We start from the raw sequence: 12,618 nt of genomic DNA, 5'->3' as shown, positions 1-12,618 counted from the left end.
TCCACGCATGATCAACATCACCCAACCCCACAACCTCGACCCCGACGCGGCCCGTGCCGCGGCCCAGCAGGTGGCCGACAAGCTGGCGCGCGAACTGGACCTTTCCTGCCAATGGCAGGGCGACGTGCTGCGTTTCGAGAAAAGCGGTGTCGAAGGCACGCTGACGCTGCTGGAAAAGCAGGCGCAGATGCAGATCAAGCTGGGATTCCTGTATGGCGCCTTTGCGCCGGCGATCCAGAGCAAGGTCGCTGAAAAGATGCGCAAGGTGTTTGCGCCGGAGTGACGCCATGGGCCGGCGGGAGCTGGCCGGAAGGGTAGCGCGGTGCGCCGGGATCAGCCTTTCAGTTCGGCGATCAGGTCGACGTATTGCTGCTGCGCGTCGTCCCGCGACGTGCCCTGCAGTGCGGCCCAGGCGTCGTACTTGGCGCGGTTGACGAAATCGGTGATGCCGGGGCGCTCGCCGGTGGCGTCGCCGGAAGAGCCTTGCTTGTACAGCGCGTAGATCTTCAGCAGCGTCATGTTGTCCGGGCGCTCCGGCAGGTTCTTCGAATCGGCGACCGCCTGGTCGAACTCTTGTTGCAGGCTCATGGTGTCCTCGTTGGGTTGCAGGGTTTGGTACCGCGCATCATACAAAAACAGCGGACATCGCGAGCCGGGAAACTGTAGAGCATCTACTCCAATATGCTGCGCCGGATTTTCTGTGCCCGCTATTCTGTACCAGCTATTCCGTGCCCGCTATTCCGTGCCCGGTATTCTGCGCCAGCCTGATTGACAACTGTGCCCCGCCAACCATATCTGTCAAATCACCGCGCCAAATGAACACGGCGGCCAGGACCCGAGGCGACCGGGCCCTGACCGCCGTTTCGGCGTGAATCCGGGTTTACTTTTTCTTGGTCGGGTTCACGGCCGCTTTCAGCGTCGCACCGGCCGAGAATTTTGGCGTCTTGGATGCGGCGATCTTGATCGCTTCGCCGGTTGCAGGATTGCGGCCTTTGCGAGCAGCGCGCTTGGCGACCGAGAAGGTGCCGAAGCCGGTGATGCCGACCGTGTCGCCTTTTTTCAGGCGCTCCGTAACGATGGCAATCAGGGTATTCACTGCGTCGTTGGCGGCGGCACCGGACATTTCGGTACGCTTCGCAAATTCTGCAATCAGTTCGCCTTTTTTCATTACTACCTCCGTGGTTAATAGAGGCCGCAGATTAGCACAATATTTGCGGAAAGTAATCCTTTGAAACAATAGAAACCCTTATGGCTGTTGGGCTGCTGCGGTGCGGCATGGTCCGCCGGACCGCCATGCGATGCCCGCGCGCGAGTCGGACGCAAGCCGGACACGTAAGCGGCGCGGCCCGGTGCTAATATGAAGTATCGTCCCTTGAACACAGGCGGGCCAACATCATGAGCTTTTCCGACGAAACCCTGATCGCGTATGCCGACGGCGAACTGGACATGGTCACGCGCCGCGCGGTGGAGCATGCCTGTTCCACCGACCTGGCGCTGGCCCGGCGCGTTGCCTATTACAAGACGCGGCGCAGCAACGTGTTCGCCGGCTTTGCCAAGGCCGACGACGGCCAGCGCATGCGCCCGCCGCGCCAGGCCACCATCGTCAGCCTCGACGCGGTGCGGGCACGGCGCGAGGCGTCCCAGCTGGCGGCCCGCAAGGCCACGCGCGAGCGGCGCTGGTCCTGGCCCGAATGGATGGCACTGGGCGGCGTGCTGGTGGTCGGCGTACTGGCCGGCACGTTCGGCCTGTCGTACTTCCAGGCCGATGAAGTCAAGGTCGACCTGGTCGCCAGCCGCGACGGCACGCTGGTGGCCGAGGGCCGCCTCGTCACGGCCCTCGAGCAGCAACTGTCGGTACCGCCGGGCGCGGCGGGCGTGGCCACCAATGCGGCGGCGCGGGCCGCCGGCGCGGTGCGCATCGGCATGTCGTTCGTGTCGATGGACGGCAGCTATTGCCGCAGCTTCGCCAGCGGCAGCGGCACTTTCGAGCTTGCCGGCCTGGCCTGCAAAACGGGGCAGGAGTGGCGCCTGCCGCTGGTGATGCAGAACCCGCGGCCGGCGCAGGCCAGCGGCACCGGAGCCCCCGCCGGCGCTGCCGCCATCGATATCGCGCCGCCGGTCAAGGTGGCGATCGAACAGCGCATTTCCGGCGACCCGCTGGACGCGAAGGCGGAGCAGGAAGCCATGCAGCGCGGCTGGCAGCGCTAGCCAAAAAGAAAAGGCGCCACAAGGGCGCCTTTTTCATCTGCTTCAATTGCTTCATCTGCTGCGTCGGCAAGCCGTGCCCGGTCACGAACGTCCGGCCTGCTTCGGTTCTTGCTTACTTCTTCGCCTACTTTTTCTTCTCGTCTTCCTCGTCGTCGTCGTCCGACAGGGCGGCCTTGCCCACGTAGACGACGCCCTTGCCGGCGGCGACACCCACGTCGACCGCGGTCGAGGCGACGGTGACGCCGGCACCCACGACGGCGGCGCCGACGGCAACCACGGTGCAGCCGGACAGGGTCGCCGTTGCCAGCAGAGCGGTCGCCAGCAGCGGCAGGCGTGTCAGTGCCGGCAAGCGCATCACACGCCCAGCAGTTCGACGTCGAAGATCAACGTCGCGTTCGGCGGGATCACGCCACCGGCGCCGCGTGCGCCGTAGCCCAGGTCGGCCGGGATGATCAGCTGGCGGGTACCGCCGACTTTCATGCCCTGCACGCCTTCGTCCCAGCCGCGGATGACCATGCCGGCGCCCAGCGCGAACTCGAACGGGTCGTTGCGGTCCTTGCTGGAATCGAACTTGGCGCCCTTGCTGCCGTCGGCGTTCTGCAGCCAGCCGGTGTAGTGAACGGTGACGTTCTGACCGGCTTTCGCCTCGGCGCCGTCGCCGACCTGGACGTCGTCGTACTGCAGGCCGGATGGGGTGGTGGTGGTGGACATGGGGCGTTCCTTTCAATGTTCGGGCTGACGATTGTAGTGCAGGCGGCCCGGAACGGCTAGTCGGCCCCGTGCAATGCGTGCTCATGCGAAACCGCGCGGACTACCGGCGAGGCCCGGCATTGGCCGTAAAATAGGGCTTTGCCACTTCTGTCGCGAGTTCCCATGTTCCGCAGTTCCAGCCATCGCCCGCCCGTCGCCGGCATGATGACTTCCCGCCTGGCCGGCATGCCGGCGGCGCAGGCCGCTTTCGGCACTCCCTTCGCGCGGAGGGCGCACTGATGCGCGGCGTGCTGAATGCCTACGGCCGCGCCGTGCTGTCGCAGCTGCACGGCCGGATGCTGATGCTGTCGGTGGTGCCGTTCCTGCTGTCGGTCGGGGTGTGGGGCGTGGTGCTGTACTTCACGCTGCAGCCGCTGCTGGACTGGCTGACGGGCCACTTCTTCGATTTCGAGCTGTACCAGTATTCCAGCCGCTGGCTGGAGGACATCGGCCTGGCCATGCTGAAGACGGTGGTGGTGCCGCTGTTCGCCATGCTGCTGCTGTTGCCGCTGATGATCCTCACCGCACTGATCTTCATCGGCGTGGCGGCCGTGCCGGCGATCGTCAGGCACGTGGGCGAGCGCCATTTCCCGCACCTGGAAAAGAAGCAGGGCGGCAGCCTGGTGAAGGGCATCGGCAAGGCGGTGTCGCTGTTCCTGGTGTTCATCGTGATCTGGCTGTGCCTGCTGCCGCTGTATGCGCTGCCGCCGCTGGCGATCGTCTCGTCGGCGCTGCTGTGGGGCTGGCTGACGTCGCGCGTGATGAGCTACGACGCATTGTCCGAACACGCCAGCGAAGAGGAGATCGCCATCCTCCAGCGCGAGAAGAAATGGCCGCTGCTGGCGATCGGCGTGGCCTCCGGCGTGGCCGGTTCGCTGCCGGCCATCGTGTGGGTCGGCGGTGCCGCGATCGCCGTGGTGCTGTTCCCGTTCCTGCTGGCCGCCGCCGTGTGGCTGTATGTCCTCATCTTCATCTTCACCGGCCTGTGGTTTCAGTATTATTGTCTCGAAGCGCTGGCGCAGCTGCGCGCCCGCGGCACATCCAACATGGAGCAAGAACCGACATGAGCAACCAGGTCAACACGATCGGACTGATCGTCATCGGCGACGAAATCCTGTCCGGCAAGCGCGTCGATGCGCACCTGCCGAAAGTGGTGCAGCTGCTGGCCGCGCGCGGCCTGCAGCTGGGCTGGGCCGAATACATCGGCGACGATCCGGCGCGGATCACGGCCACGCTGGAGCGCACCTTCGCCAGCGGCGACATCGTGTTTTCCACCGGCGGCATCGGCGCCACGCCGGACGACCACACGCGCCAGGCTGCCGCGGCCGCGCTGAAGCGGCCGCTGGTGCTGCATCCCCAGGGCGCCGAGAACATCCGCCAGCGCGTGCTGCAGGTCGCCCGCGACGAGGGAAAGGAAGTGGATCTGAATGCGCCGGAAAACCTGCAACGGCTGAAGATGGCCGAATTCGCCGAAGGTGCCGAACTGATCCCGAACCCGTACAACAACGTTGCCGGCTTTGCACTGGGCAGCCATTACTTCGTGCCGGGCTTTCCCGTGATGGCGTGGCCGATGATCGAATGGGTGCTCGACACGCATTACCCGCACCTGTTCAACCGGCAGGCGCGCGCCGAGCGGGCGGTGCTGGTGTTCGACGGCGCCGAGGCGGCGCTGACGCCGCTGATGGAAGACATCGAGGCGACGTGGCCGGATGTCAAAGTGTTCAGCCTGCCCAGCGTGGGCGACGCGCAGACACGGCGGCACATCGAGCTGGGCGTGAAGGGCGATCCGGCACAGGTGGCGGCCGCGTTCGTGCGGCTGTGCGAAGGGCTCGATGCGCACCGCGCCGAATACGAGCCGATCGGATGAGGGCGGCATGACCGCGACATGACCACGGCATGACGACCGCATGACACAGCCGTGACATTGCCATAACAGGCGCGGCGACCCGCAGGCGCCGCCGCTGTTGCTTGCAGATCAGGGTCGTTGTTTTTTTGCGAAAATATCGGTGCCGCCCGAAATATTCGCCCCGATGACCCGTGCACACCGATGCGATGTGGTGCAATGGCAATAAGCCGTGCGCAGTCCGCACGGCGCGAATGTCCGCAGGGCTTGCAGCAAAAACCAGAGCGTATTCCAGAGCAGAACCCGTAGTAGAACCCGAAGCAGAACCCGAAGTAGAACCTCGAGCAGAACCTCAGTAGCAGAACCCTATGTCTTCCCAATACGATCAAGAAAGGCAGGGCGTCGACGACGAGCAGACGGCCACGCCGCCGCCGTCCGAGCCCAAAAGCCGTCGCTCCCGTAACGCTTTCATCGTGCTGATGCTGGTGCTGCTGTCGTTGGCCGTCTGGTGGATGGTCCACGAATCGCGCACCTCGACGCTGCAGGCGAAATACTTCGCCGGCGTCGTCAAGCAGCTCAACTACAAGGTGCAACCCGGCCCCAGCAATGCGATCCGCTTCCCGCAAGACAGTCCCTATGACGAGCGGCTGGGCTACGCCAATATTCCCGATTACCTGGAACGCCTGAAGCAGCGCGACTACCGCGTGCTGGCGCAGTCGCGCTTTTCGCCGAAGATGGTGCAGCTGGCGGACATGGGCGTGTTCACCACGTTCCGCGAAAAGACCCGCACGGGCCTGACGATCTACGATTGCCGCGCCCAGCCGCTGTTCACGGCCAGCTACCCGGAGCGCATCTACCCGGGCTTCGAGCAGACCCCGGCGGCGCTGGTGCACAGCCTGCTGTTCATCGAGAACCGCGAGCTGCTGGACAACACCTACCCGAAACGCAATCCCGCCGTGGAATGGGACCGCCTGTCGAAAGCGATCCTGGAAAAATCGGCCAGCGCCGTTGGCCTGGCCAGCAGCCGCGCCGCCGGCGGCAGCACGCTGGCCACGCAGATCGAGAAGTATCGCCACTCGCCGGAAGGCCGTACCGGCTCGATGAAGGACAAGCTGCAGCAGATGTTGTCGGCCACCCTGAGGGCCTACCAGCAGGGCGAGGACACGACGGCGGTGCGCCGCCAGATCGTGGTCGATTACCTGAATACGGTGCCGCTGTCGGCCAAGCCGGGCTACGGCGAGGTGAACGGCCTGGGCGACGGCATGTGGGTCTGGTACGGCCGCGACTTCAACGAAGTCAACCGCCTGCTGGCCGGCCGGATGGACCAGCCGGGCAGCGCGCTCGTGTTCAAGGAAGCGCTGTCGCTGCTGATCGCGCAGCGCCGCCCCAGCTACTACCTGGGCGACGGCGACCAGGATCTGGAAACCCTGGCCAACAGCCACCTGCGCCTGCTGGCGCAGGCCGGCGTCATCACGCCGTCGCTACGCGATGCCGCACTGAAGGAAAAGCTGCGTCCGGCCAAGGGCAACGGCCTGCAGGCCGCGCCGCCGGTCAGCTACGTGACGAAGAAGGCCGCCAACACGGTGCGCGTGCACCTGGCGAACCTGCTCGGCGACAACCGCATGTACAACCTGGACCGTCTGGACCTGTCGGTGGTCAGCACGCTGGACGCGGAAGCGCAGCGCGCCGTGGCCGGCATGCTGCGCGACCTGAAGGACGCCACCGTGGCCGAAAGCGCCGGCCTGACGGGCAAGGGCATGCTGGGCAACGGCGATCCGGCCAACGTCGTCTACAGCTTCACGCTGCTCGAGCGCGGCGACAAGGTCAATTACCTGCGCGTGCAGACCGATAACTACGACCAGCCGCTGGACATCAACGAAGGCGCCAAGCTGGACCTGGGCTCCACCGCCAAGCTGCGCACGCTGGTTACCTACCTCGACATCATCGACCAGCTGCACAAGAAGTTCGGCGGCATGAGCGCGGACGAACTGGGCAAGGTGCAGTTCGATCCGAAGGACCGGCTCACCGCATGGGGCATCGAGTGGCTGTCGATCACGCCGATGGACAAGCGCGACCTGCCGGCGATGCTGAACGCGGCGATGGAACGCACCTATTCCGGCAATCCGGGCGAGGGCTTCTTCACCGGCGGCGGCCTGCATTACTTCGGCAACTTCTCGAAGGAAGACAACGGCCGCATCCTGACCGTGCGCGAAGGCCTGCGCCGCTCCACCAACCTGCTGTTCGTGCGGCTGATGCGCGACGTGGTCAAGTACTACATGTTCCAGATGCCAGGTTCCTCGGCCAGCCTGCTGGCCGATGCGGACGACCCGCGCCGCGCCGAGTACCTGGCCCGTTTCGCGGACAAGGAAGGCAAGGAATTCCTGTACCGCTTCTACGCCAAGTACAAGGGCAAGCCGAAGTCGGAGCTCGACAAGATCCTGGTCGACAGCATCCGCCCCACGCCGCTGCGCCTGGCCAACATCCACCGCACGCTGTTCCCCAAGGCCTCGCTGGGCGAGTTCGCCATGTTCGTCAACGGTAACCTGCTCGAACAGAACGAGGTGCCGCAGGAGCGGCTCGAGAAGATGTTCGACCAGTACGCGATGGACAAGTGGAGCCTGGCCGACCGCGGCTACCTGGCCAACGTGCACCCGCTGGAACTGTGGCTGGTGGCCTACCTGCGCCAGCACGAGGGCGCCACGCTGTCGCAGATCGTGGCCGCGTCCGAAAAGGAGCGCCAGGAAGTCTACCAGTGGCTGTTCAAGACGCACCGCAAGCACGCCCAGGACCGCCGCATCGCCGGCCTGCTGGAAATGGAAGCGTTCATCGGCATCCACAATCAGTGGAAGAAGATGGGCTATCCGTTCGGTTCGCTGGTGCCGTCGTACGCGACCACGCTGGGCGCGTCCGCCGACCGCCCGGCCGCGCTGGCCGAGATGATGGGCATCATCGTCAACGGCGGCGTGCGCAAGCCCACCCAGCGCATCGAATCGCTGCACTTCGCGGCCGGCACGCCGTACGACACGAAAGTGGCGCGCGCCGAAAAGGTGGCCGCGGAACGGGTGCTGTCCGCCGAAGTGGCGCGCGTGGTGGCCGATGAAATCCGCGGCGTGGTGTCGGACGGTACCGCGAAGCGCGCGAAGACCGCTTTCGTGGCGGCGGACGGCACCAATATCGCCGTCGGCGGCAAGACCGGTACCGGCGACCAGCGCTTCGACGTGTATGCCGGCGGTGGCCGGCTGATCGAATCGCGTTACGTGAACCGTTCGGCCACGTTCGTGTTCAACATCGGCGAGCGCTTCTTCGGCAGCATGACCGCCTACGTGCGCGGCCCCGAATCGAAGAACTACGACTTCACCAGCGCGCTGCCGGTGCAGCTGCTGGCGGTGCTGGCGCCGAGCCTGATGCCGCTGATCGAGCCGAACCAGGCCGCCGCGCTGCCGGCGGATTCGTCCGTCGCCGCCGCTGCCGCGGCGCTGGGCGCACCCGTCAAGGCCTGCGGCGGGTGAGGCGAAAACCGGTGTTAGACACCCTGAAGGGTGTCTGACACCAGCCCGCAGCCGCAATCGGCCACCTCGGACAGTCGATGCATCGGTGTCTGACACCCTGCAAGGGTGTCGGACACCGGTTTTTTCTTGCAGGTTTCATCATTTATTGGCATCGTGCCAGCCATGATGAAACCCGTCCTCCGCTCCACGATGAACCGCCTGAAGAAGTTCACCAGCTTTTCGCTGCGCGACCTGGTCGCTTCCGCAGGCCCGACCATCCTCGCCATCGCCGCCGTCTGCGTCGCCGCTTACCTGATCGTCGACCCGGCGCCGCCGCGCAAGGTCACGCTGGGCACCGGCCAGGACAACAGCGCCTACGACGTGTTCGGCAAGAAGTACCAGCAACTGCTGAAGAAGGAAGGCATCGCCGTCGCGCTGCAAGGCTCGCACGGCTCGCGCGACAACCTGAAGCTGCTGGCCGAAGGGAAGGTCGACATCGCCTTCGTGCAAAGCGGTTCCACGGACGAGGCGGAGGCCGAGCGCCGCGGCCTGGTGTCGCTGGGCAGCCTGTTCACGGAACCGGTCTGGCTGTTCCTGCGCGCGAAGGAAGGCGCGCCGCCATTGAACCAGCTGACCCAGCTGCGCGGGCTGAAGATCAACATCGGCGCGCGCGGCAGCGGCACGCCGCGGCTGGTGCGGCAGATCCTCGGCGTGAACGGCGTCGAGCGCGAGGAGCTGAACACCTCCCAGCTCGACAATACCCCGGCCACGGTGGAATTGCTGGAAGGCCGCATCGACGGCCTCGTGTTTGCCGCCGCGCCGGACGACCCGCTGATCCAGATGCTGCTGCAGACGCCCGGCATCTACCTGTTCGACTTCTCCCAGGCGGAAGCCTATACGCGCCGCCTGCCGTTCCTCACGCACGTGACGCTGCCGCGCGGCATCGTCGACCTGGGCCGCGACCTGCCGGCGCGCGACTATCACCTGATCGCGCCGACCGCCACGCTGGTCGCGCGCGACGACCTGCATCCGGCGCTGATCGAACTGTTCGTGCAGGCCGCGGCCAGGATCCACGGCGGCGCCGGCTGGTTCCAGCAGCAGGGCCAGTTCCCGTCGGCGAAGTACACGGAAATCCCCGTGGCCGACGAGGCGGCCAAGTTCTACAAGGATGGCGCGCCGTTCCTGCAGCGCTACATGAGCTTCTGGCTGGCCAATTTCCTCGACCGCATGTGGGTGCTGCTGCTGGCGCTGTCCGCGCTGATCCTGCCGCTGTCGAAGATCGTGCCGCCGCTGTATGTGTGGCGCGTGCGTTCGCGGATCTACCGGTGGTACGGCCAGTTGCGCACGGTGGAGGGGGCGATCGAGGATGCGGTGGAAGTGCCGCCGGAGGAGCGGGGCGCGATCTATGCCGCGCAGCTGGAACGGCTGGGCGAGATCGAGGACCGCGTCAACCACCTGTCGATCCCGCTGTCCTTCGCCGACGACCTGTATGGCCTGCGCAGCCACGTGCATTTCGTGCGCCAGCGGATCGTCGGGCTGATGGGGGGCGAGGCGCAGGCGGGCGCCATGGAGGCTTAGCCGTAAGCACTTTGTTCGGCGCGAATACGGGTTATTACCGTGTAAATATTGCGACATATTCACGCCCCGGCGGCGCAATACCTTTGACATCGTGCCGCACCGGCCCCGATGATGAGTCCGTCATTTCACTGCACGGCACATCACTTCTACAAGGGACCAGGATGCATCGGAATACGTTACCCGTCACAGCCTCGCGCATGTTACCCGCCAGGGCATTGCTCGCCACCGCCATCGCTGCGCTGTTCGCAGGCCCCGCGGCTTCCCAGGAAAACCTCCAGCCGGCGCCCGCCCAGGGCGCCGCCGCCACCGAACAAAACCAGGCCACCGTCGTCGTCACCGGCACCCGCGTATCGAACCGCACGGTGCTCGACACGTCGGCCCCGGTCGACGTGATCTCGGCGGACACCATCAAGAACACGGGCGTGCCGGAAATCACGCAGGCATTGTCCGTCGCACTGCCGTCGCTGAACTTCCCGCGTCCGGGCCTGGCGGACGGCACCGACACGATCCGCCCCGCCACGCTGCGCGGCCTGGCCCCGGACCAGACGCTGGTGCTGGTGAATTCCAAGCGGCGCCACACCTCGTCCCTGGTGAACCTGAACGGCACGATCGGCCGCGGCTCGGCCGCCGTCGACATGAACACGATCCCTACCGGCATCGTGAAGACCATCGAAGTGCTGCGCGACGGCGCCTCCGCGCAATACGGTTCCGATGCGATCGCCGGCGTGGTCAACATCCGGCTGCGCAACGACAAGAGCGGCGGCGAAGCCACCGTCAGCTACGGCAAGCGCATCACCGACTATGCATTCGCCGTGGCGCCGCCGCCGGCCGGTGCCAACTGGGGCACGCAGGACGAACGCGAGCGCCGCGATGGCGGCGTCGCCACCGTCAGCCTGTGGAAAGGCTTTGCGCTGGGCGAGACCGGCTACCTGACCGTCGCGGCCGAGTACAAGGACCAGGAACACACGGAACGCAGCGGCTACGACACGCGGCAGCAGTACCCGCTCGTCAACGGCGGCTTCGATCCGCGCGAAGCGACGATCGACCGCTTCAACGCGTGGTACGGCGAACCGGAAATGAAGCAGTCGACCGTGTTCGCCAACGCCGGCGGCCAGGTCAGCGAAACGGTGAAGTGGTATGGATGGGCAAGCTACCAGAAGCGCGAAGCGGAATCGGGCGGCTTCTTCCGCCGCGCGCTGCAGGACAACAACATCGTCGCGATCTACCCGAACGGCTTCCTGCCCATCATCGCGCCGGAGGTCGACGATTTCTCGGCGGCGGCCGGCTTCACGTGGACAACGGGCGGCTGGGACATGGATTCGTCGTTCAGCTACGGCAAGAACAAGATGGACTTCACGATCCAGAACACGCTGAACCGCTCGCTCGGCCCGTCCAGCAAGACCGTGTTCGACGCGGGCGGCTTTTCGTATGACCAGCTGACCTACAACCTGTCCGGCGTGCGGCAGTTCGACGTCGGCCTGGCCTCGCCCCTGAACGTGGCGCTCGGCGGCGAGGCGCGCAGGGAAGGCTACAAGCTGGAGGCGGGCGAACCGGATTCGTATCGCAACGGTGGCGCGCTGCTGGCTTCCGGCCTGCCCACCGCCTCGGGTGCCCAGGTCTTCCCCGGCTTCCGCCCCAGCGACGAGTCGGACAGCCACCGCACCGCGTACAGCGTGTTTGCCGATGTCGAAGCGAACCTGCTGCCGGCGCTGCTGGCATCGTTCGCCGTGCGCGGCGAGCATTATTCGGACTTCGGCAGCAACTGGTCCGGCAAGCTGGCCGGCCGCTATGACTTCACGCCGAACTTCGCGCTGCGCGGCTCCGTGCAGAACGGTTTCCGTGCGCCGTCGATGCAGCAGCAGTTCTTCACGTCCACGTCGACCAACTTCATCAACGGCATTCCGTTCGACATCACCACGTTCAAGCCGACCGATGCGGCCGCCGTGGCGCTCGGCGCGAAGCCGCTGGACGCCGAAAAGTCCACCAACTTCTCGCTGGGCGCGGTGACCAAACTGGGTCGCGGCAGCCTGACGGTGGACGCGTTCCACATCGACATCCGCAACCGGATCGTGCTGTCCGAAAATCTCACGCAGGTGAACGTGCGTGACTTCCTGACCGCGAACGGCTTCCCCGGTGTCGGCGGCGGGCGCTTCTTCATCAACGGTGTCGACACCACGACCAAGGGCGTCGATGTGGTACTGAACTACCCATGGAACCTGGGTAGCGCGGGCCGCTTCGACCTGACCGTTGCCGGCAACTACACGGATACCGAGGTGACGAAGGTGCCGCAAACGGCCGAGCTGGCCGCGTTGTCGCCGGCCCCCGCGCTGTTCGACCGCGTCAATGTGCTGACGTTCGAGCAGGGCACGCCGAAAACCAAGTTCACCGCCAGCGGGACGTGGAACCTGGGGCCGTGGGGCGCCACCCTTCGGGCGACACGCTATGGCAAGGTGCTGACGCCGGGCACCACGCCGGCGCTGGATCACACGATGTCGGCGAAGACGCTGGTGGACCTGGAAGGGCGCTGGAAGATCAACGAAGCACTGTCGGTGGCGCTGGGCGCCGAAAACCTGTTCGACCAGTACCCGGACGCCTATCCCGCGGCGCTGAACACCACGGGCAATGCCCCGTTCACGAACTACTCGCCGTTCGGCCGCTCGGGCCGCTTCGTGTATGCGCGGCTGACGTACGCGCTGTAGCCGTCATCAAAAGTTGCCCGGAAAATGGGAACGGGACCCATGCCGCTCAGTT

At 65.8% G+C, this 12,618-nt stretch carries 11 protein-coding genes; 7 read left to right on the top strand and 4 right to left on the bottom strand.

Annotated features, from left to right (window positions below; all coding sequences use genetic code 11):
* Positions 1–7 precede the first annotated feature (7 nt).
* A complete protein-coding gene (locus tag FHS02_RS21885; protein ID WP_137316333.1) occupies positions 8–283 on the top strand; it encodes a polyhydroxyalkanoic acid system family protein in 276 nt (91 codons plus the stop codon).
* A gap of 50 nt (positions 284–333) precedes the next feature.
* On the opposite strand, the gene FHS02_RS21880 is transcribed toward FHS02_RS21885, so the two are convergent.
* Both FHS02_RS21880 and FHS02_RS21875 read right to left on the bottom strand, forming a co-directional pair.
* Positions 334–588: an acyl-CoA-binding protein gene (locus FHS02_RS21880; RefSeq protein WP_137316334.1), complete on the bottom strand. Its 255-nt coding sequence runs from the start codon at positions 586–588 to the stop codon at positions 334–336.
* 292 nt (positions 589–880) lie between these two features.
* Complete coding sequence (locus FHS02_RS21875; RefSeq protein WP_050409188.1) at positions 881–1,168, bottom strand: HU family DNA-binding protein; 288 nt, start codon at positions 1,166–1,168, stop codon at positions 881–883.
* 227 nt (positions 1,169–1,395) lie between these two features.
* On the opposite strand from FHS02_RS21875, the gene FHS02_RS21870 reads away from it, so the two are divergent.
* Positions 1,396–2,208, top strand: a complete 813-nt coding sequence (locus FHS02_RS21870; protein ID WP_137316335.1) for a hypothetical protein — start codon at positions 1,396–1,398, stop codon at positions 2,206–2,208.
* 124 nt (positions 2,209–2,332) lie between these two features.
* On the opposite strand, the gene FHS02_RS21865 is transcribed toward FHS02_RS21870, so the two are convergent.
* Positions 2,333–2,563, bottom strand: coding sequence for a hypothetical protein (locus FHS02_RS21865; RefSeq protein ID WP_175424915.1), 231 nt, complete (start codon positions 2,561–2,563; stop codon positions 2,333–2,335).
* Positions 2,563–2,919, bottom strand: coding sequence for an FKBP-type peptidyl-prolyl cis-trans isomerase (locus tag FHS02_RS21860; RefSeq protein ID WP_137316337.1), 357 nt, complete (start codon positions 2,917–2,919; stop codon positions 2,563–2,565). The genes FHS02_RS21865 and FHS02_RS21860 overlap by 1 nt, the downstream gene beginning before the upstream one ends.
* Positions 2,920–3,197: 278 nt before the next feature.
* Here FHS02_RS21860 and FHS02_RS21855 point away from each other — a divergent pair, with 278 nt between their 5' ends.
* From FHS02_RS21855 to FHS02_RS21835, 5 genes are all read left to right on the top strand, one after another.
* On the top strand, positions 3,198–4,025 hold the full coding sequence (locus FHS02_RS21855) for an EI24 domain-containing protein (RefSeq protein ID WP_137316338.1): 828 nt from the start codon (positions 3,198–3,200) through the stop codon (positions 4,023–4,025).
* Positions 4,022–4,825: a competence/damage-inducible protein A gene (locus FHS02_RS21850; protein WP_137316339.1), complete on the top strand. Its 804-nt coding sequence runs from the start codon at positions 4,022–4,024 to the stop codon at positions 4,823–4,825. The genes FHS02_RS21855 and FHS02_RS21850 overlap by 4 nt, the downstream gene beginning before the upstream one ends.
* Before the next feature lie 344 nt (positions 4,826–5,169).
* Positions 5,170–8,310, top strand: coding sequence for a transglycosylase domain-containing protein (locus FHS02_RS21845; protein WP_137316340.1), 3,141 nt, complete (start codon positions 5,170–5,172; stop codon positions 8,308–8,310).
* 189 nt (positions 8,311–8,499) lie between these two features.
* A complete protein-coding gene (locus FHS02_RS21840) occupies positions 8,500–9,867 on the top strand; it encodes a TAXI family TRAP transporter solute-binding subunit (RefSeq protein ID WP_137317688.1) in 1,368 nt (455 codons plus the stop codon).
* 197 nt (positions 9,868–10,064) lie between these two features.
* Positions 10,065–12,566 (top strand): TonB-dependent receptor plug domain-containing protein, encoded by a 2,502-nt coding sequence (locus FHS02_RS21835; RefSeq protein WP_137316341.1) that lies wholly within the window; start codon positions 10,065–10,067, stop codon positions 12,564–12,566.
* Positions 12,567–12,618: the final 52 nt, after the last annotated feature.

Source organism: Pseudoduganella umbonata (assembly GCF_014192225.1).
GTDB lineage: Bacteria > Pseudomonadota > Gammaproteobacteria > Burkholderiales > Burkholderiaceae_D > Rugamonas > Rugamonas umbonata.
This window is presented reverse-complemented; position numbering and strand designations above follow the sequence as displayed.